The organism is Candidatus Oscillochloris fontis, assembly GCF_004138135.1.
GTDB classification, from domain to species: domain Bacteria; phylum Chloroflexota; class Chloroflexia; order Chloroflexales; family Chloroflexaceae; genus Oscillochloris; species Oscillochloris fontis.
Genome location: NZ_RYFD01000012.1, coordinates 66269 through 86837, shown reverse-complemented (window position 1 = coordinate 86837; position 20569 = coordinate 66269). Strand labels below are relative to the sequence as shown.

Below are 20569 nucleotides of genomic sequence, written 5' to 3'. Positions count from 1 at the left end.
CCAGCCATACCACACCGGAGGTCTTTGGTCAACCTCCCAGACCTGCTATGAACCAATTTTCAACTAGCACAACCCCCGAGTTAGTAGCTCATACAGAACGGGTGGTACTTTCATATAATCTTTAGTACGGCTAATCCGTAAACCACCCTCAATATCTGCCATATCGCTCTGATCATTGAGATCATCGCTTATTTCGGATTGATCATCACCAATTCCCGCTAGTGTTGCTCCAATCTCACGCCATAGTCCGTCAATCAGGGCATCGCCTTCTAATGTTGCCTGTACATCATCAGGAACAAGATAGACGACACCATCAGGGAAAAAGAGGTATGGACGGTAGCCTTGCCCCTCAAAAACTCGTATCAAACTGTTGTTTATCAAGTTTGAGAGTAACCCACGTGCTTCAGTTAGTTGGTGATACGCTAAACGCGGTGGGTGCGCAGCACCAAAGAGCATGCCCAACGTAGAGCGGAGATTTTGTGCTGTATCACGCCCTCGGCTGTCGCGTTCAGCAACATCTGCTGGATGCGTAATATGAACAAGCACATCAGCAAATGAAGCAAGGTAACGCAGCGTAAGAATACGGCGCTCATCAAGTTGAAGGTGTGGATAGAGGCTCCAATTCATCGCCGCATCTTTTACCTTCTGAGTATTCTGGGCCAGAAAGGTGATGTCATCAAGGTAGTCACGCCAATTCGGGAGAAATGCGTCAAAATTGAGGCGTTCACCTTGGTGCGCAATGATGTTACGAATCTGTGTGATATAGCGCGGATCAATCGAGACACCATGTATTTTGGTATAGTCGTGTACGATGAAGCCGAGAATCCAGACTTGCCATTCAATATCTTGCAATTGTTTTGCTGGAGGCAATAGCTCAGCTATATGTGCTCCGGCAAAAATGCCATTAAAAAGGTGAGCAGAAAGACTCTGATCAGGATTGGCTTGCCCAAACCGTGCCCGTACTTCCGGCGTATAAGCAATAGCCTCTGGTGGAAGTGTTGTCTCTTGTTGGCTTGGCAACACTGCCCCTGAGCCACCTAGGGCAGGAATACGACTGAAAGCGAGTAATAAGTGTGGTGCCAGAGTCTCAACAAAGTGCTGGATCATCGGGTGACGTGAGGCAACTGCACGACGCAGGAGTTCTTGGTGAATCATCATCGGCTCCTATAAGATGATTGGCTCGTCTTCTTCATCCTTACGTTTAAGCCAGAGGGCTTCTGCTTCCAATAGCAGTGCCGCTTGTCCCAAAGCCAATGTATAAGGCTTTTCGTGGCTGTCATGCAGGATGTAAAGAGGAAAGAATGAAGGTAACTTCAGCTTCTGGCGCAGTTCTTTCGGTTCTTTGGTTGTAATATAACCAACTACTCGCTGCCTACGTAAAATCATATTCAGTTGTTTAGTGTCTTCGTTGATGGGTCGCTTAATTGAGAGACCATTGAGCAGTATGGCCTGATTAGACTGGATTCTTGGCTCAAATCGGTCAATCTGAAGAATTAACCGTTCACGATCAGGTAAGAATGATTCAACATAGAGCACCACAGGATGATCATTACTACTGAGACAGTAGCGAAAGCGATCTTGTACCGCTTTCCGTTCTTGTGGGTCTGGGTAACGTATGGCTAGTGCCTCCTGAAATGGCTCGTGGTCAGCAAGGCAGAGATCACTACTCTGGGCAATCACAAGGGCGTCATAACTCAAAAATGTTGATGGATCAGTCGAGTCATCCCAAACTACCACTTGGAAGGGTGAGCTACCACGAAACGACAGTACTTCATCAAGAATAGCCTTGCATTGTGGACTGTTTGGTTCATTCTTACTATTGAGCAGACTGCGATACCGCTTAAGTGCGCTACCAATACTCTTTAGCCCAAGGGTTTTCTGGTACTGCTCCCGAAGTTTTGTGGCTGCCTCAGCATGGCTTCCGCCAAGGCGTCGCTCTTCCATTCCAGCAATGATATGTGCCGCTTGTAATGCACCCCAACGGCGTATATAGCGAGCAAAACCCGTTGTTGAAGGAGAGGCCGCTACTATTGCATCACGTAAGGTCGTCGGACGATCAACTGTATCACCCTCTTGGATCTGACGTTCGTTCAACTCCTTGATAAAGTTGTCATAGATCCAGGGGGTCTTCCCATTAAATAGCGCATGGGCCTCATAATGAGCAAACGCGGGCTGATTACGGCGAACACGACCTAAGCGACCAAAGCGCTGCAAGAAGGTACCCGCATCCGGTGCCTCAAAAATCAGTAGACTGATATTGAAATCTACTCCAACATCTATGGTTGAGGTACCAACGATAATATCGGCGTGCTCCATTGCCATCCGACGTCGCTCAGTGTCGGTTAGGCCTGTATTCTCACCAATCTTCAATGAAGGTAGCTGAGTTTGTAGCATACGGGCAATTCGGCGTGCTTCCACAACACTATTTACAATGATGACACCACGTGGACGTGGTTCACTTACATTAGACCAATGATTTTGAATGACAGTAAGATTGGCTTGAAGCCATTGTTCTAGTGTTTGTTGTTCATTTAATTTATGCAGGTTCAGTTCCGTACCATGAAGCACCTGACGGTAATCACTGCCGGGTTGATGGCTATAAATACCTTGAATTTCACGAACCCGCAGATTGCTTTCGCGTAAAAGTTTGGCAAAAATAGGATTTGGTGTTGCTGAAGAGAATAGAAACCGTGGACGTTTATGCGCAACTTGCGGTGCCGTTGCTTGAAGAAAGAGCATTGCTGTTATTGCTGAGACCATCTGGGGTGTATTAAAGATATGAAACTCATCGAAAATATAGTTTTTGTAGCATGCATTGACGAGGGCAGGTAATTCTTGGATCGAGAGGATATTTGATCCGTAACGGTAATTAATCATCAGATGGAAGATGTCAGGATTTGTAAGGAGTACTTGATGATCCTGCATCAATGCGGCAAGTGCCTCGGCCCGGCGGGCGAATTCAGACCGTTCACTAATAAAATTCCCTAGTACCTCCCCAGTAAGACTCATAAAAGTCAGTTGGTTGGCAAAGGCCCGGTTGTACTCATCAAACTGACGACGCTGATCGTAAGCTAACTCATTAGTTGGATACATCCCGAAGGCACCACGACTGGGATCAATCAAGGTCGGTAAGTATCCCGCCAAACTCTTCCCATCCCCGGTCATCGCCGTGTTGATCACCACATCAACGTCACTGCTACACAATGCCGCGTAGGTCTCGATCTGGTGCTGCGAGAGTTGCCAACCTGGTGGTACGTTCTTGGCAACCTCCACTGGAATCTCTGCTGCATCGGCTAACTTCGAGTAGACCGGGAAGGTGGTGATCTGCATGGATGCTCCTCTCATCACGTCGCTTGTGGCTCTAGCATAACATGCCCCATAGGACTCGGGGAGTCCTAATAACCTGGGAAGATGACATGTTTTGAAGGTCAGAGTAAGTATCGCTGAATAAGATAACACTTCAGTTCAGAGATTGCAAAGTTTAGACTTACATTCTGACCGTAGATGCTAGATGCTTTTTGACGTATACAAGGATCTATTCCCCTCTACCCCTCCCCATACAACTTCACCAGCCGCCCTACCTCCTCGATCATCCGCTGGCGTAGCTCCGGCGGGCTGAGGAGTTCGGCATTGGCTCGGTACCGTAAAAGCGTCTGGATGATGAAGAAGTCGCTGCGCCCCTCCGCTTCGATGATTACGTCACCATTCGCTAACCGCTCGACCACCCGTTGCGCGGTGAAGCGTTGACTCAGTTCGCCTTGGGCCAGGTTGGCCGCTAATCGGTAACGAAAGATTACGGGTTCTCGTGTGCGCTGTATGCCCGGTGGGCGGGTGTGTAAGTATTCAAGGTTTTTGATGCGGTCGATCCGTAGGTCTTGTATCTGTCCGCTTTTGGGGATGTAGGCAACGAGGTAGAAGTGACGATCATAGTACTCGATGGCGTATGGCTCAATACGGGTATGAATACGCTCCTTACCCGCCGATGTGCGGTAGCGGAATGTAAGTAAACGACGACTCACGATGGCGCGCTCCAGATCGGCGATGAGTTGGGCGTAGGGTGTGTAGTTGATTGCGGGTTGCAGCGCAACGCTGCTGCTACGTTGGCTCTGGTAGATTTCGCGTTGTTCGCTGCTTAGTCCTGCTGTGAGGCGTGTCAGTAGGCGTTCAACCGATTCGGTGTATGGATGGTTTGTGCCTATCGTGTCGCGCAGAACTCCGAGGGCTAATAGATCTTCACCACTGTATATCGGTATTCCGCCTTGGAGGGTGTAGGTGATGGGTGAATGCTTGCTGCGCGTGATCACAATACCAAGGGTGGCAAGGTGCTGGATGTCGCGGGTAATCATGCGCCGCGCACTCTGCCGTGATGGGTATGTTGTGGCGAGGCGCTCAAGTAAGTCAGGGTAGCTCAATGGCCCTTCACGGAGGGCGTTGATCAGGGCGTTTAGACGCGTAATGATTGTGGTTGCGCTTTTAGGTGGTGGGATGCTCATATTTGTTGGCTTTGGTTGCCGGTATTGCTGCTGTCTTGTTTGAGTATAGCCGAGAATAGCTCGCATCCTTTTCCCCTTCTCCAACGGTATAGATGTAGTTGGCAGCATGCTTCACCACAGGAGGTGCCTATGGGCAGATGGGATCGCGTGCGTTGGGATGCCGGGGCCGCTGAGGCGGCGATGACGGCGCTGGAACAGGCGGCGCAGCAGGTCGAGCGCCTCGCCACGCAGCGGGTGGATGCGGCTCGTGTGATGCTACGCGAGTGGCGTGGCCCCTTTCGCCAGCAGTTTGATGCGCGTCTGCGCCAAGCCGATGCTGAGGATGCCGCCCTCGTGGCCGATCTGCGCCGTGCCCGCGCTGAGTTGGCGCGCCTCACGCAGTTGGCCCGCGAGGAGCAGGCCCGCCGCGACCGCGCCCGTGCGCGGTGGGAGGCGGAGCAACGTCAACGGCAACAGCAACAGCAGCAGGCGGCTTCGTAGCATTGTTCACTGACGCAAAGGCGCCAAGGCGCAAAGCCTTCAAAATTGGTTCCAATTGCACCCTTTGCGTCTTCGCGCCTTTGCGTCAAGAAGCGGCTCTGCTGGGAGTGGCAACCCATGCACCGCCATAAGGAGCTTCCTCCATGCACCTCGCACCCTTTAATCGCCCGCCTCGCGTCCGCCCGCGCTGGCCCACCGAGTCGATCCAGCTTCCCGCGCCGCCTGCGCCGCCTGCGCGTTCTCACACCGACCACCTGACGATGCTGATGCCGCTCGTTGGCGCGAGCTTGATGGCGTCGGTCTCGGTGGTTGGTGGCGGCAATTGGCTCTTTCTGTTGCCCACCGGCGCGATGGCGGGTTTGGGGGTGGTGGCCGCTGTGCGCTCTGAACGTTCTAATGCTCGTCGTGAGGCGGCCACCTTTGCTACGCGTCAGGCGTTTTTTGAAGATCAGTTGGATGCGGCACGTTCTCGCTTGCACCGCCTCTATGATCAAGAACTCCTGGCGCGTTTGCACCTCGATCCTGACCCAGAGACGCTGCTGGCGATTGTTGGGGTGGGCAGCCGCGCTGCGCCCGATCCGCGTCTCTGGGAGCGTCGCCCAACTGATGATGATTTTCTGCGCCTGCGCCTCGGTCTGGGCGATCTGCCGGCTGCCTCGCAGGCGCTGTTGCCCCCGGCAACTGCCGATAGCCCGGTGGATCTGCGGCTGCCCCGGCTGGCTGCCGAGTATGCCACCTTGCGCCAGGTTCCGATCACGCTGCCTCTCGCCCAACTCGCGGCGTTGGGTGTGGCCGGGCCGCGTCCGCAGGCGCTCGCGCTGCTCTATGCGCTCGTCTGGCAGGCGGTGACGCTCCACGCGCCTGCTGATCTGCGGCTGGCTCTCGTCGCCCATAATGATTCTCCCGCCTGGGAGTGGCTGCGCTGGTTGCCGCATACGGTTCCGCTCCATAATGATCCTGCCTATCGCCAGCGCATGTGTGCGACCACCCCCACTTCAGCGGCGCGGCTGATGAGCGATCTGCTCGATCATGTCAGTCGGCGCCGCGATCTGCCCCGCCGTGATGCTGCGCCGCCGCCCTTGCCGCGCCTCTTGCTGTTGGTGGATGGGGCTGAGGTGGCGGCGACCTACCCTGCCGTGCGTGAGATCATGCGCCACGGGGCCAGTCTGGGGATGGCGGTGGTGGTGGTGGTGGTGGTACACTCCTGGCCCCAGATTCCTGAAGCCTGTGCGGCCATGCTCGATCTTGGCCCCCACGGGGCGCGCTGGGTGTCGGCAGGTGAGGCGTGGCCGAGTGTTGCCTTTCATCCCGATCTGGTTGATCTGGCCCAGAGTGATCGCCTCGCCCGCCGTCTGGCTGCGATTCGGCTGCAAGAGGTTGGTGGGAATCAGGATGTGCCGCGTCAGGTGCGTCTCTTCGATCTCTTGGGTCTGCGCTCCCCCGCCGATCTCTCCCCGCCGCGCTTCTGGGCCGATCCTCCCGCTGGGGCGTGGCGCAGCGATGTGCCGATTGGCGCGCTCGCCGAGGGGCAGCCGATCTTTCTTGACCTGAGTGAGCAGCGCCACGGCCCGCACGGGATTATCGCCGGGGCGACCGGCGCGGGGAAGAGTGTGCTGCTTCAGAGTGTGATTGCCGCGCTCGTTGTCACCCACCATCCGGATCGCTTACAGGTCTTGTTGATTGATTTTAAGGGCGGGGCCGCGCTTTCGATGTTTGCGCCCTTGCCGCATGTGGCCGGTCTCGTCACCGATCTTGAGGGCCGCTTGGCCGAACGCGCGATGACCGCGATTACCAGCGAGTTGCGCCGCCGTAAGGCGTTGCTCAAGACCACGGCGGCGCAGTTTGGCACCAAGGTGGAGCATATCGGTGATTATCGCGCCTTGGCTGCGCTCCACGATCTGCCGCCTTTGCCCAATCTCTTGATCGTGGTGGACGAGTTTGATGAGATGGCGGCCAATTATCAGGAGTTTGTGCATGAGTTGGTGCGGGTGGTGAAGCAGGGCCGTTCGCTGGGGGTGCATCTGCTGGTGGCCACCCAGCAGCCCGCCCGCGCCGTGAGTGATGAGATTAGAAGCCAACTCAAGTTCTTTATTGCCTTGCGGCTGGGCAGTAGTGAGGATAGCCGCGAGATGATCCTCAAGCCTGATGCGGCCTTCTTGCCGACCGATATTCCCGGTCGGGCCTACTTCCGCGCCGGGAATGATCTGCGGCTCTTCCAGGTCGCGCAGGTCACCAACCGCGCTCCGAGCCAGACGGAGCGCGCCGCGCCGCAGGTGCGCTTCGTCTCTGGCGACCAGGAGCATCCTCTAGGTGGGGTTGAAACCGAGGAGGCCGAGCCATCCCGCGAGACCGATCTGGATCACTTGGTGCGCGCTTTGGCGGGGGTTGCGTTGCCCACGCGCCAGCCGCCGATCTGGCGTGCGCCTTTACCGGGGCGGATCGGGCTGGGGCAGTTGGTATCCGAGAATCTCTCCCCTCTCCCGCTTGCGGGAGAGGGGCCGGGGGTGAGGGAAAACACGCTCCTCTCCGCCCCCATCGGGCTGCTCGATATTCCCCAGGAGTGTCGCCAGGAGCCGTTGTGCCTCGATCTGGCCGCTGCCCACCTCGCGCTGATTGGGGCACCAGGGAGTGGCAAGACGCTGCTGCTGCGCACGCTGGTGCTGAGTCTGGCGGCGCACTATGCGCCCCGCGATCTCTGGTGCTACTTGGTGGATGCAGGTGGACAGGGCTTGGCTCCACTGGCCGGTTTGCCCCATGTGGGCGCGTTGATCCAGGCGCGTGAGCGCGAACGGGTGCGGCGCTTGATCCGTATCCTTGATGCGACGATCCGTGAGCGTCAGGATCACCTGCGTGCCGCTGATGTGGCCGATCTCGCTGCCTAACGCGCCCAGACCGGGGCGGCAATGCCCGCACTGCTGGTGATCGTGGATAAGGTGGCGGTGCTGAGTGAGGAGTTCCGCGACGCCCCCGGCGAGACGACGATCCTTGATGATCTGGTGCGGATTGCGCGTGTCGGGCGCAGTTGTGGCATCATTCTGGTGCTGAGTGCCGACCGGGCGAACGATCTGAGTTACCGCCTGCTCTCGCTGTGTGAGGCACGGCTGGCGCTGCGCCAAACCGATCTCCACGATTATTCCGAGGTGCTGGGCGCACGGGTTCAGACGCCCATCCCGGCTACGCTGCCCGGTCGGGCGCTCTGGCTGCACCCCGATCATGGCCCGCTGGAGGTGCAGATTGCGCTGCCCACCACCCATACCGACGATCCCGCCGCTGCGGAGGGCGGGCGCATGCTGGATGCCGAGTTGAGTAGCGACCTGCGCGAGCAGGTGCAGATGCTGGTCCAACGCTGGCAGGATGATCCGCTGTGCCCGCAGCCGGTCGAGCTACTCCCCGAACGGATCAGTCTGGCCAGCCTACCCGCGCTCCCCCCGGCAAGCTCCGGCGTGCAGATCGCGTTGGGTCGTGAGGCGCTTAACCTGGAAGTGGCCGCGCTGCAACTCAGCGCCGAGAACCCCCACGCGCTGATTGTCGGCCCGCGCCGCAGTGGTAAGACCACCCTGCTGCGCACGATCATCCACGGGTTGGCCGCGCAGCACCCCGCCGGGGCACTCGAACTCCTCATCCTGGATAGCCCGCGTGGTGGGTTGGCCGATCTGCGTGCGCTGCCCCACACCAGCCACTATGCGCGGGCCGAGCAGGGGGCGGCGGATCTGATCGCCGCAGTCGCGCAGCTACGCTTGGCCCCGGCAGGCCCGCGCCGGGTGATCGTCATTGATGACTACACGCTCTGCCGCGAACGCATGCGTGAACATCTGACCCCCAGCTATGGCGCTGAACCCAATCTCTTGGCCAACCTGGGCGATCTCGCCCAGAGCGGTGGCATGCAGGGAGTTCACATCCTGCTCACCACCACCCTCACCTACGCCGACGATGCCCTCCTGCGGGCGCTCGATGCCGGGCGCACCGGCACCATCCTCTGGCCCGGTCGCTATGATGGTGGCACACGCTTGTTGGGTATCAGCCTGCCCCTCGCCGAGCAGCGCGACGCTGAACAACCACCCGGTCGCGCCCTGCTCGTCCACGAGGAGAGTCAGGTGGTGGTGCAGGTTGCGGTTTGTTGACGCCAAGACGCCAAGACGCCAAGACGCCAAGACGCCAAGACGCCAAGACGCCAAGACGCCAAGACGCCAAGACGCCAAGATTATATAGAAACCTTTGCGTCTCTGCGCCTTTGCGTCAAACAATAATGCCCGTGTATCCACTGCGTCTCCGCGCCTTTGCGTCAAACAATAATGCCCGTGTATCCACTGCGTCTCCGCGCCTTTGCGTCAAACAATAATGCCCGTGTATCCACTGCGTCTCCGCGCCTTTGCGTCAAACAATAATGCCCGTGTATCCACTGCGTCTCCGCGCCTTTGCGTCAAACAATAATGCCCGTGTATCCACTGCGTCTCCGCGCCTTTGCGTCGAACAATAATGTCCGTGTACCCAACACAATGCAGGAGCTAAATATGCCCCCCACCAACATCACCATCACCCTACACTGGCAGAACCAGCATGGCACCCGTGCCGCCAACATCGTATGTGAAGACAGCCCGCCCCAGACGCTCATTCCCATCCTGCGCGCCGGTTGCGGCCTGCCCGCCGCCGATCCGCAGGGCAGCGCGATCCCCTACCTGTTGCGCGTGGGCAACCCCAGTGGCCCGCACCTCCAGAACGAGCGCCCCCTTAGTCAGCAGGGGGTCTGCGATGGCAGCCACCTCTGGATCGGGGCGCTGCGGGCCAACCCCAGCAGCCCGCGCCACTGTGGCCTGGTGCTGGGGGAGGGCGGGGCGCTGCTGTTGCCCCCAATGGGTGTCGCGATCACCCGCCGTTGGCTGCTTGATGCGCTCGCGCTCTTCCACCCTGACGCCTACGCCCACGAGATGCGCCTCTTTGATGCGGGGCGCTCCGACTACCGTTTTGTCTCCAAGCATCCCCACTGCCGCATCGGGATGATCGCCGGCGTGTGGCAGATTCACACCGAGCGCGACGATGTGGCGACCATTCACAACAATGCCCCGCTCATCCCGCAGCAGCCGCGCCCACTCAGCGATGGTGACACGCTGCAACTCGGTGAGGCGGGGCCGCAGGTGGGGATTATGCTGCTCTAGCGAGATGCTCCATAAACGCCCGCATATCCGGCAGCCGTTGGCGCGGATCATCCGCAGTCGCCTCGGCAATCAGGCTGGTTAGCCCCCGTGGGATGGGCTGGCCAGCCAGCATGGTGCGTAGCGTCATCCCCAGGGCATACACATCCACTAGGGGGCTGGCGGGCATCCCGTGCTGGCTCTCCGGGGCCAGCGCATCGGGCGCGGCATAGATCGCGCTGCGCCGGGGCGCATCCAGGCTCTCCGCCGATCCCAGATCGAGCAACGTCACATGCAAGTGACGCCCCGCTGCCACCAGCAGATTGGCCGGGCGCACATCATAATGCACGATACCCACCCGGCGGTGCAGATGATCGAGCGCCAGCGCCGCTTGGTAGGCAATCGCACATGCCAGATGCGGCGCCAGCCCGCGCCCGCGCCGCCGCCTCAACCACACCGCCACGGTCTCGCCGGGTAGGTAGGCCAGCGCCAGAAACGGGCGCGGCGGCTGCCCATGCAGACTCAGGTAGCCCAGATCGCCGCGCCCACCGTAGCGCTGGGTGTAGAGTTGGGGCAGGTGCGGGTGCGCCGTGCTGGGCAACGCCAACCAGCCGTGTTCATCATGCAAGCCCGCCGCATGGCCGGGGTGCGCCACCTTAAGCGCCGCCAACTCCCCACCGCCACGCGGTCGCCCCAAAAAGACCTCGGCCTGCCCGCCGTGGCCAATCCGGCGCACGGGCTGGAAGCTGCAACTGATGTTGGCGTGCATTAATCTGCCAACTGTAAGCGGCAGCGCACTGCACCGGCCAACCAGAACTCATCGCCCACCTGCAACGCACTCGGCTGGTGCGGGCTGAGACGCAGCCCCCCTGGGCCAAGCGTCGTCCCCTGCGGGCTACCCAGATCCACCAGACTCAGCGTGTGGCCCACCCGGCTCACCCGCACATGTAGATCGGCCACCTGGGGATGATCGAGCTGAATATCGCAGCCGGGGCTACTCCCGATGACGCACTGGCGTTCAGTGAGGCTGTGGCTGACCCACGTTTGCCCCGCCGCGATCACCAACTGGTAGGCGGGGCCAACCGTCTGCGGGCTGCGGCGCTGCCCGCGCTCCGTGACAACTTCCCAACTCTGCGGGCTGGCCCCGTTCTTGTTCGCCACAGGTACCAACGAGCGCGGGCGCACCCAGGCCCATCCGATCCACAACCCCAGGCTCACGCCACCCCCAAAGGGGAGAAGGAGTTGCCATACCAGTGCCGTCGGCAACCAGACCAGACTCAGGCCCAACAGAGACAGCGCCAGCAGGTTGGCGATGACGATGCGTGTGGGTGGCATAGGGGATCTCCTTGGTGTTGACGGAGGTGTCACCCATATACCGTTGGAGCAGGTGGAAAAGATACGTTCCCGCTACCGACTCAGCCACGCCACCGTGCGCCGCCGCGCTTCTTCCGCACTGATCGGCGGAATATAGCCCAGATCGCGCCTAGCCCGTTCCCCACTAAAGAAGAGATCTAGGCAGGTTGAGGCCACCGTATAGCGCGTGAGTGGTGGGGCTGCCGCCAACCACCGTCCTGCCGTTAGGCTAAACAACTCAAAGACCGTGGCTAGGAGATAGGCCGTGCGGTAGGGGATGCTACGCGTAGGCAGCGGTAAGCCCAAGTCATGCAGGAAGGGATCGAAGAAGTTGAAGAAATTCTCCGGCGGATGATCAATGATGAAGTAGCTGGCCCCCGCAATGGGCGAACCGAGCCGCAAGCGCTCGGCGGCGAGCAGGTGGGCATAAACCACATTCTCCACATACACATGGTTGAAGCGTGATCTCCCATCGCCCAGCCGTATGCCCCGGTTCGCCCGCGCTAGATCGAGGACCGCCGGGAAGCGGTGGTTATCACCGGGGCCATACACCCCGGCCAGCCGCAGCGCACAGGTGGCTAAGCCGCCGCGTCCATTCGCGTGCAGCACCTCGCGCTCGGCCAGCATCTTGGTGCGCCCATAAGTATCGAGGTAGCGCGTCGGGTAGGGCAGATCCTCATCCCCGTTGCGGATGGGCCGCCCACTAAAGACTACATCTATCGAGCTGGTGTAGATCAGCCGTTGCACCCCTGCGGCCACACATCCGGCGATCACATGGCGGTTGCCATGCACATTCACCGCATAGAGTTGCTCGGCATGCCCCGGACGCACCTCCACCAACGAGGCCGATTGGTAGACCGTGTCCACCCCGCGACATGCCTCGGCCACCGCTGCCGGATCGCGCAGATCGCCGACCCAATCTTCCACCTGCGGGTTCTGGATGGGCACGCGGTCGAAGACCCGCACTGACTGACCGGCCTGTAACAACGCGGCCACAATATGCCGCCCCACAAATCCCGCCCCACCAATAACCAGACTCTTCTCTGCCTTAGCGGCCATAGCGCAGCGCATCCTCTAGGTCGTGGAAGGTTCGCACCTCGTCCATCTCTAGCCCCAGGCCGACCATCGCCTGGGCTACTTCGGGGCGAATACCCGCCAATGTTACGAGGACACCCAGCAAACGGGCGGCGCGCACCGTATTCAACAAGCCCAAGGCGACTTGGCTATCTACGAGTGGAACGCCACTAACATCCATGATCAGTCGCCGTATCTGGCCACCTTCAAGTGCATCCAGCGTGCGCCCTTGCAGCGCATCAAGCCGGGCGCTATCCAGCGCACCCACCAGCGGCAGCACCAAGGTCTGCGCATCAACCGGCAGTAAGGGGACACTCAGTTCGCGGATGGCCTCGCGCTGCTGGCTAATCTCCTCTAACATCTCAGCCTGCGCCTGCATGCGCGTCTCAACCTCGGCCAGCGCACTCCGCAGTTCCGCCGTTCGCGCATCCACCACCGCTTCGAGCGCATCACGTTGAGCCGCGACCTCTTGTTCATGGCGCAGCGACTCGTACAACGTATCACGCAGCGTGCGCCCAAAACGGGCCACAAAGAAGCCCAGCACCGTTGCTACTGAGAGAAACCCGCCCATCACCCCGCCAATGTTGGCGTCATGCGGAGTGGCAAAGCCCACCAGTGTTGAACCAGTAACTTCGAGCGCTAACACCATCCCGATCCCCAACGCACTCAGCCCGATACTCCAAAACGCCCCGCGCCCTCCAGCGAGTAATCCGGCAAAGATGATCGGCAACGCAAAAGTGAACATGGTCGCACCCGAACTGCGCGTCCCAGTCGAGAAGAGGATGCCCGTACACAGCACCACCACGCTCACACTCGTCAGGATGATCGCTGAGGTAAAATGGCCGCGCCGCAATACCACCAGCGCCAAGATATAGAGTGGTAACTCGATCAGCACCAGTGCGGTCAAACCCAGGGCGATACCGGGTTGTACAGCGGTGAGGAAGGGCAGCGGTAAAGCAAGCAGCGATACCCCGATCAGTGCCAGCAGAAAGGTCTGCACCAAAAAGGACTGGCGCTGCTCAAGCGGATCTTTCATGGTGACGGCATAGAGCCAGGTGTGAAGACGTTGGAGCATAGAAGTTGGCACCATTTCTCACCTGTTATTGATTACCCACGCTTCGGCTTGTTCGCGGGTCTGGATCACCCCGTCGAGATAGGCTGTGCGCAACTCAGCCAAGATCTTGCCAATTGCAGGGCCAGGTGCGATTCCCAGGCGCTGGATGTCGCGGCCATCCAGGGGCAGGCGCAGCGGGCGCATCTCTTCGAGGTAGTGCATAGCGCGTTGCGCAGCTATTCCCGTCTCTGCGTAGTGTAGCACATGGATGGCTACGTCGCTGTACGGGCGGAGCAGTTGATCGATCTGACTCGGACACAGATCGGTGTGGAGTTGCGGCCCAAGATCGCGCAATCGCGGCACATCGCTCAACAGACGCGCAAAGGGGCTGGGCAGGGGGTAACGCTGGGTCAGAGCGTGCAGATCGTCCACTGTAAGATCGTAGCATAACAGCCCCGCCACCACCTGGCTCAACACCACACTCCGTGGCGGATGTGCCGCATAACGCGCCAACCGCGCCGCGAGGTGGGGCGTGGCGTGCAGTCCGGGCACAATCTGGGGCGTGAGTCTCCAGGCATCGGCATGGGCGAGCAGCCGCAGCGGCTGCGGCTCCTCTAGCGCAAGGCAGATTTCGCCCAGGATGCGCTCTGGGCTGAGTAAACCCAAGTAGCCCTGGCTGAGTGCATGGCGGATCTGAATCTGCGTGGCGGGATGGAGATGCAGGCTGAGGCGTGCTGCTAGGCGTACCCCACGCAACAGCCGCGTCGGATCATCGCGGAGGCTCTGCTGGTGCAGCAGACGCAGGCAGCGCTGGGAGAGATCGGCCTGCCCCGCAAAGGGATCGTGCCACTCTCCGGCGCACAGGTGCCCATCCACGATCCGCAGCTCCAGCGCCATGGCATTCACACTAAAATCGCGGCGGCCCAGATCCTCCTCCAACGTGGCTGGTTCTACCACCGGCAATACCGCTGGTTGTGGGTAAACCTCGCGGCGTGCCCGCGCCAGATCGAGTACCACCGCCGCCCCATCAAGATCAAAGGCCAGACTCGCCGTTCCAAACTCCGGGTGCGCAGCGCGCAGGTTCGCCCCCAACTCTGCCACCAGCGCCGCACTCAGTGCGGCCACATCACCCTCCACCACCAGATCTAGATCGCGGCCCAATGGCACCCCCAGCAACAGATCACGGATCACCCCGCCCACTAACCAGAGCGCGGTACCTTGCTGATTCGCCAGCAGCGTTACCTGCTCTAGTAGGTTGGATAGCGGGGGAGGGAGGAGTGAGATGAGTTGGTAAGAAGGATTCATAGGAGGGGCTTACGGTTTCTAGCGCCAATCATCAATCTGAAATGTAGGGTCAAAGGGATTGACAAACCTGACACCTTCCAGCAATGAACCACTCGAAAAGTCCTCGCTCAGTATAATCGGCAATTGGTAGAGGCGGGCTGTTGCCCAAATTTGGGCATCCCAATAGCTCAGTTGATGATCACGTACCCCACGGGCTGCTTCGAGAACAATCAACCCTGATGTCTCATAGATCGTCCACGTCAGTAAGAAATGCTCAATCCGTGTATACGCATCAGCAGGGCTTAGAGGTGCAGTTAGCTTACGGGTAACAGTGACAAAAAACTCAGCAAGAATTTGGGTTGTTAGTGCCCCCATATCGCGCTGAATGAGTTGGTCAAGGAGCAGAATCGCCTTCTGTTGCTTCTGCGGCTCAGCCCGATCATACGCATAGACGAGGATATTCGTGTCAATTAGTACTTTATCGCTCATATAAGTCCTCGCGTCGCCAGGAGCGAGCGCCCTCAACGGGGCCTAATGCAACAAGTTGTGCAAGATAGGCTTGCTCAACGGCCCAGATGCGACGGTCACGGCGCGGCATTTGTACACTTTGCAGGTGCCGGTCTATCGCCTGACGGATGATCTCCGCTTCCGTCACACCCGTCACACCTGCAATACGCTTCAGCATTGTTTCTTGGATCGGCTCTAGGTAGATCTGTTTACGAATTTTGACTGGCATGGGGTACCTCCTTAATATACATTACAATATACATCAAATTCACCTTCGGTGGGGAGACGCATCGTCCCAATGACTTTGACGTGTCCCGATTTGTCATGGATACTTGACAGCCTCCGCATTCAATGGTAGCATAGCGCTGCGTTCGGGCGATTAGCTCAGTTGGTTAGAGCGCCACGTTGACATCGTGGAGGTCAGTGGTTCGAATCCACTATCGCCCACCACCACTCGATTGTACCACGCCGGTTGGGGTCTCCGTTCCGGCGAAGCGCATGCCTCTTGGTACACTACCTTACTCCTAATTTTTCCTTGGTACAGCGGCAGTTGCCGCTCTTTTTTTTGTGTCCCGCCGTCAACAGGGCATGGGTAAAGTCACCTCCGGTGGGGGTTCGGGGGCGGCGAAGCCGCCAAAACACCACAAAAATTGAGGTTTGGGGCGCAGCCCCAAGGGCTTTGCACAAGCCCTGTCGGCATCAACGCTGCCGTTGGCGCATTGCCAATAAGTGGTATGATGAGCCAGTTTCTCCACCCAAGAGGAGGATCATCGTGCGCGTCTTTATCACCGGAATCACTGGGCCGGTAGGCAGCTTCTTAGCCGATCATCTGCTCACCATCCCCGGCCTTGAGCTACACGTCTTTAAGCGTTGGCGCAGCGATCCGCGCCCCATCGAGCACCTGATCGGGCGGGTGACGATCCACGAGGGCGATCTCGAAGATGCCTTCGCGGTGGATACGGCGGTGCAAGCGGCTGCGCCGGATCGGGTCTTCCATCTCGCGGCGCAGAGCTACCCCAGTGCTTCGTGGCAAGCACCGGTGCTGACGATGCGCGCCAATGTTGAGGGGACGCTCAATCTGCTCGAAGCCCTGCGCCGCCACGCGCCCCAGGCCCGCATCCACTTGGCTGGTACCAGCGCTCAGTATGGCACCGTGCGCCCCGATGAGGTACCCATCCGTGAGGATCACCCCATGCGCCCCGGTAGCCCCTATGGGGTCAGTAAGGTGGCGATGGAACTCACCGGCCTCCAGTACCACGATAACTTCGGGATGCATGTTCTGGTCACGCGCTCCTTCAACCACGTCGGCCCGCGCCAGGGAGATCGCTGCTCCATCCAGACCTTCTGCCGCCAGATGGCCGAGATTGAAGCCGGTCGCCAGCCGCCGGTCATGCTCGTGGGCAATCTGGAGCCGCGCCGCGATTTCACCCATACCCGCGATGTGGCCCGCGCCCTCTGGTTGCTGCTTGAACATGGAACACCCGGCGAGGTCTATAATCTCTGCTCCGGGCGCACTACGCGCATCGGCGATATTGTTGATCTGGTGGTCGCACGTGGTCGGGTGCCAGTCGAGGTGCGCCAAGACCCGGCTCGCCTCCGTCCCAGCGATGAGCCGATCCTCCAAGGCGATAACTCCAAACTGCGTGCCGCCACCGGCTGGGAGCCAATCATCGGCATGGAGGAGATTGTCGAAGAGGTGCTGGATTACTGGCGGGCGCAGCTAAAAGGGTTGACTGCTCAGCAGTGAAGCCTTCTTTTTGACGCAAAGGCGCGAAGACGCAAAGATTGAGATTGCTTATGTTGTTGAACGCTTTGCGCCTTGGCGTCTTTGCGTCAAAATCGTGGTTTACGAAGCAGGAGTCTTCTTGTGGGCACCCTCTTTCTCGTCGCCACCCCCATCGGCAACCTCGAAGACATCACCATGCGGGCGCTGCGGGTGCTGCGCGAGGTGCGCCTGATCGCGGCTGAGGATACCCGCCATACCCAGCGCCTCCTTAGCCATTACCAGATCACCACGCACTCGATCTCCTACCACGAGCATAACAAACTGGCCCGTCTGGATGCCATTCTCGCCGCCCTCGCCGAAGGTGATGTGGCCCTCGTCTCCGATGCCGGCACCCCCGGTGTCTCCGACCCCGGCTATGAACTGGTCTGCGCGTGCATCGCCGCCGGGTTCACCGTCACGCCCGTACCCGGCCCCAGCGCCCCGGTAGCTGCCCTGACCGCATCGGGCCTCCCAAGTGACCGCTTCATCTTCGTGGGGTTTCTGCCGCGCCAGGGGGGCGAACGTCGCTCCCTGCTGGCCGAACTGGCCCCTCTGACGGTCTCGCTGGTCTGTTTTGAGGCACCCCATCGCTTAATCGAGGCGCTAGAAGATATTCAGGCCACCCTCGGTGCGCGCCAGATGGTGGTGGCTAAGGATCTCACCAAGCGCTTCGAGGATCTGCGGCGGGGCAGTGTGGGCGATCTTCTGGCCCACTTCCAGGCCAACCCACCCCGTGGTGAGTATACCCTGGTGATCGCGGGCCAGACCGCTAGTGGCGAGCATAAACGTGAGCGCCGCCGCCTGAGTGCGCCGAGTAGTGATGCGCCGCCTACAACCGAGGCGATTGCCGAGCGGCTGCGCCACCTGCGCGACGCCGGGCAGAGCGGCAGCGCGGCGGCGCGCAGCGTCGCCCGCGAGTTGGGGTTGCAAAAGAGCGTCGTCTATGCGATCTGGTTGGAGTTAAACGGGTAGAGGCGCAGTTGCGGGTAGAGGCGCAATATCTTGCGCCTCTACCCGCAACTGCGCCTCCGCCGCATCACTTAGGGGCAGCAACGGCAGCCGCACGTTCGTCTCCGGCAGATCGCTCGTCCACGCCAGCGCCGCCTTCATCGCCGCAGGCGTATTGAGCGGATCGATCTGCGCCCGCAGGTGGCTCAGGCGTGCTTGGGCTGCTGCGACATCCCCGCCCGTATGGTGGGCATCATAGACGGCGCGGATGAGGTGCGGAAAGGCGCTGGCCAGCGCCGTAATTGCACCCGCTGCTCCACCTGCGAGCGCCTGGGCCACCAGCCGATCACTGCCGGTAAAGATCTTCAGGTGCGGGTAGCGTGCGATCAACTGCGAACTATGCACCCAATCACCACTACTATCCTTCATCCCGTAGAAGATCGTCGGGTGGCTCTCTAACAGCCCCTCAATAATCGTCGGCGTAATTGGCACCCCCGTCACTTGCGGAATGTGGTAGAGCAACAGACGGCTCCCGGCGGGCAGCGCATCGGCCAAGGCGCGGTAGTAACTCAGAATCCCCAACTCACTCGGCTGCTTAATGTAAAAGGGCGGCATCACCAACACCGCATCCGCCCCGCGCTCCAGCGCATACCGACTCAGACTGATCGTCTCGGTCAGCGCGGCACAGCCCGTCCCCGCCAAGACCGCCAGATCGCCCTTATGCGCCAGCACCGTCTCCAGCACCCGTTCACGTTCGGCCATACTCATAGATGGCCCCTCACCCGTGGTACCCAGACACAACACTCCATGTAGCCCACCGCGCTCCAAAAAGCGCAGGTACGCGGGCAACCACTCGTAATCAACTGGGCCAACATCACTGGTGAAGGGGGTCAGCATGGCACCGATCACCCCACGAAGTTCAAGCATCATCTACTCCTAGGTAAGAAATGACACAGTTCACCTTTGGATTTCCCGATCATCCCGTAGGGGCGAAGCATCGCCCTCCATGGGTAACCGAGTCCAGCGGTCGCTTTGCAGGCGATGCTTCGCTCGTGCGGTCATAACGCCCATTCCGGTCACGGGATGGGGTTGGGCGATGCCTCGTCTCTACATTATGCTATTATAAAGCCTCCTCACGGTGCCGTTAGCGTTAAAAGAAGGTGCCCATGCATCACGAAGTAAGTGTCGGCGTCACCCTGTTGTTGATCGCGGTCGTGTTGGTCGTTGCCAAACTCTCCGCATTCCTAGAGCGTTTTGGCCAACCCCCAGTTCTCGGCGAACTTCTTGCAGGCGTCCTCCTCGGTAATCTCTATCTGGTCGGGATCACCTTCTTTGAACCGATCAAAGAGAATGCGATTATTCAGTTTATGGCCGAACTGGGCGTGGTGATTCTGCTCTTTCAGGTTGGCCTAGAGACCAACATCCGCGATATGGCACGGGTGGGTATCCGGGCCTTCTTAGTCGCCACGGTGGGCGTGATTGCACCCTTTGTTCTGGGTACCTACTTGGTTGGCCCCTGGCTCATGCCCGGCCTAGAGAGTCACACCTACCTCTTCTTGGGTGCCACTCTCACCGCCACCTCGGTTGGCATTACTGCTCGTGTCTTCCGCGACCTCGGCTTTCTCCAGTCCCAAGAGGCACGCATCGTGCTGGGGGCGGCAGTGATAGATGACGTCATGGGTCTCGTCATCCTCGCCGTCGTCTCCGCCATCGTCACCGTCGGCTCCGTCAGTGCGCTGGATGTCGGGGTGATCATCCTCAAGGCACTCGCCTTCCTGGCAGGCGCGGTGCTGCTCGGCCAAATGGTGGCCAGTTGGTTAGGGCGGATACTGGCCAAGATCAACACCGGCAGCGGCATGAAGTTCACCCTCGCCATCGCCTTCGGCTTCATCTTCGCCTACCTCGCCGAACTGATCGGTCTGGCCCCGATTGTCGGAGCTTTCGCGGCTGGTTTGGTGTTGGATGCGGTACACTTTGAGTCGTTTGAGAACCCACGGGTGGTGTCCGAGATCTACCATGAGATCAAGGAGCACAACATCCAGAATGTCAGCCAGATCGAGAAGATCATGAAACACCATTCCCATCGCCATATCGAAGATATTATCGAGCCGGTGGGAATGCTCCTCACTCCGATCTTCTTCGTCATCACCGGAATGAGTGTCCAGATTACCGCCCTGCTCAACCCCTCCGTCCTTATGGTCGCACTCGGATTCACCATCGCCGCCTTCGTGGGCAAAGTGGTTGCTGGGCTGGTTGCCGGCAACGTGGACAAGCAGATCGTTGGTTGGGGCATGGTGCCGCGTGGCGAGGTTGGGCTGATTTTCGCCGCCACCGGGCGGGCACTCGGCGTGATTGACGATGCCACCTTCTCGGTGATCGTCGTGATGGTGCTGCTCAGTACGTTGCTCACCCCACTCATCCTGACCAACATCATTCGCCGCAAGTTGGCTGTACAGCCGGTGGCGCAATAGGGGAATACCCT

General features: G+C 59.5%; 18 protein-coding genes and 1 tRNA gene. 8 read left to right on the top strand and 11 right to left on the bottom strand.

All coding sequences use genetic code 11. The features are described from left to right. Positions 1 to 63: 63 nt before the first annotated feature. The 3 genes from cas10d to EKD03_RS06985 form a co-directional block, all read right to left on the bottom strand. Positions 64 to 1158 (bottom strand): type I-D CRISPR-associated protein Cas10d/Csc3, encoded by a 1095-nt coding sequence (cas10d, locus tag EKD03_RS06995; RefSeq protein WP_129628987.1) that lies wholly within the window; start codon positions 1156 to 1158, stop codon positions 64 to 66. Positions 1159 to 1164: 6 nt separating this feature from the next. Continuing rightward, on the bottom strand, positions 1165 to 3330 hold the full coding sequence (gene cas3 / locus EKD03_RS06990; RefSeq protein WP_161569201.1) for a type I-D CRISPR-associated helicase Cas3': 2166 nt from the start codon (positions 3328 to 3330) through the stop codon (positions 1165 to 1167). A 215-nt stretch (positions 3331 to 3545) separates the two neighbouring features. Continuing rightward, complete coding sequence (locus EKD03_RS06985; RefSeq protein ID WP_161569200.1) at positions 3546 to 4412, bottom strand: helix-turn-helix transcriptional regulator; 867 nt, start codon at positions 4410 to 4412, stop codon at positions 3546 to 3548. Positions 4413 to 4622: 210 nt separating this feature from the next. Between EKD03_RS06985 and EKD03_RS06980 the strand changes: the two genes are divergently transcribed. The 4 genes from EKD03_RS06980 to EKD03_RS06970 all read left to right on the top strand — a co-directional run bounded on the left by EKD03_RS06980 (position 4623) and on the right by EKD03_RS06970 (position 10126). Next, entirely contained in the window at positions 4623 to 4973 is a 351-nt protein-coding gene (locus EKD03_RS06980; protein ID WP_129628980.1) for a hypothetical protein, read from the top strand. A gap of 143 nt (positions 4974 to 5116) precedes the next feature. After that, positions 5117 to 7855: an FtsK/SpoIIIE domain-containing protein gene (locus tag EKD03_RS06975; RefSeq protein WP_238613427.1), complete on the top strand. Its 2739-nt coding sequence runs from the start codon at positions 5117 to 5119 to the stop codon at positions 7853 to 7855. Between the two features lie 21 nt (positions 7856 to 7876). Further along, positions 7877 to 9094: an FtsK/SpoIIIE domain-containing protein gene (locus tag EKD03_RS18795; RefSeq protein ID WP_238613426.1), complete on the top strand. Its 1218-nt coding sequence runs from the start codon at positions 7877 to 7879 to the stop codon at positions 9092 to 9094. Positions 9095 to 9484: 390 nt separating this feature from the next. Beyond that, on the top strand, positions 9485 to 10126 hold the full coding sequence (locus EKD03_RS06970; RefSeq protein WP_129628978.1) for a hypothetical protein: 642 nt from the start codon (positions 9485 to 9487) through the stop codon (positions 10124 to 10126). Here the strand turns inward: EKD03_RS06970 and EKD03_RS06965 are convergent. The 7 genes from EKD03_RS06965 to EKD03_RS06935 form a co-directional block, all read right to left on the bottom strand. Further along, positions 10113 to 10871: a protein kinase domain-containing protein gene (locus EKD03_RS06965; RefSeq protein ID WP_129628976.1), complete on the bottom strand. Its 759-nt coding sequence runs from the start codon at positions 10869 to 10871 to the stop codon at positions 10113 to 10115. The two genes, EKD03_RS06970 and EKD03_RS06965, sit on opposite strands and share 14 nt — an antisense overlap. Next, positions 10871 to 11437, bottom strand: coding sequence for an FHA domain-containing protein (locus tag EKD03_RS06960; RefSeq protein WP_129628974.1), 567 nt, complete (start codon positions 11435 to 11437; stop codon positions 10871 to 10873). Before EKD03_RS06960 ends, EKD03_RS06965 begins: the two co-directional genes overlap by 1 nt. Before the next feature lie 72 nt (positions 11438 to 11509). Then, a complete protein-coding gene (locus EKD03_RS06955) occupies positions 11510 to 12514 on the bottom strand; it encodes an NAD-dependent epimerase/dehydratase family protein (protein WP_129628972.1) in 1005 nt (334 codons plus the stop codon). After that, positions 12504 to 13604, bottom strand: a complete 1101-nt coding sequence (locus EKD03_RS06950; protein ID WP_161569199.1) for an STAS domain-containing protein — start codon at positions 13602 to 13604, stop codon at positions 12504 to 12506. Before EKD03_RS06950 ends, EKD03_RS06955 begins: the two co-directional genes overlap by 11 nt. Before the next feature lie 18 nt (positions 13605 to 13622). After that, positions 13623 to 14888, bottom strand: a complete 1266-nt coding sequence (locus EKD03_RS06945; protein ID WP_129628968.1) for a tRNA nucleotidyltransferase/poly(A) polymerase family protein — start codon at positions 14886 to 14888, stop codon at positions 13623 to 13625. Positions 14889 to 14906: 18 nt separating this feature from the next. Next, positions 14907 to 15356 carry a PIN domain-containing protein gene (locus EKD03_RS06940; RefSeq protein ID WP_129628965.1) on the bottom strand — a complete coding sequence of 150 codons (450 nt, stop codon included), beginning with the start codon at positions 15354 to 15356 and terminating at the stop codon, positions 14907 to 14909. Further along, positions 15346 to 15603 carry a hypothetical protein gene (locus tag EKD03_RS06935; RefSeq protein WP_202976773.1) on the bottom strand — a complete coding sequence of 86 codons (258 nt, stop codon included), beginning with the start codon at positions 15601 to 15603 and terminating at the stop codon, positions 15346 to 15348. The genes EKD03_RS06940 and EKD03_RS06935 overlap by 11 nt, the downstream gene beginning before the upstream one ends. A gap of 144 nt (positions 15604 to 15747) precedes the next feature. Here EKD03_RS06935 and EKD03_RS06930 point away from each other — a divergent pair. The 3 genes from EKD03_RS06930 (at position 15748) to rsmI (ending at position 18111) form a co-directional block, all read left to right on the top strand. Further along, positions 15748 to 15824: transfer RNA gene (locus tag EKD03_RS06930), tRNA-Val, on the top strand. A gap of 322 nt (positions 15825 to 16146) precedes the next feature. Beyond that, a complete protein-coding gene (locus EKD03_RS06925; protein ID WP_129628963.1) occupies positions 16147 to 17121 on the top strand; it encodes a GDP-mannose 4,6-dehydratase in 975 nt (324 codons plus the stop codon). A gap of 120 nt (positions 17122 to 17241) precedes the next feature. Further along, on the top strand, positions 17242 to 18111 hold the full coding sequence (gene rsmI / locus EKD03_RS06920) for a 16S rRNA (cytidine(1402)-2'-O)-methyltransferase (protein ID WP_129628961.1): 870 nt from the start codon (positions 17242 to 17244) through the stop codon (positions 18109 to 18111). On the opposite strand, the gene EKD03_RS06915 is transcribed toward rsmI, so the two are convergent. After that, on the bottom strand, positions 18100 to 19014 hold the full coding sequence (locus EKD03_RS06915) for a dihydrodipicolinate synthase family protein (protein WP_129628995.1): 915 nt from the start codon (positions 19012 to 19014) through the stop codon (positions 18100 to 18102). The two genes, rsmI and EKD03_RS06915, sit on opposite strands and share 12 nt — an antisense overlap. Before the next feature lie 239 nt (positions 19015 to 19253). Here EKD03_RS06915 and EKD03_RS06910 point away from each other — a divergent pair, with 239 nt between their 5' ends. Then, positions 19254 to 20558, top strand: a complete 1305-nt coding sequence (locus EKD03_RS06910) for a cation:proton antiporter (RefSeq protein WP_129628959.1) — start codon at positions 19254 to 19256, stop codon at positions 20556 to 20558. The last annotated feature ends 11 nt before the right edge of the window (positions 20559 to 20569 follow it).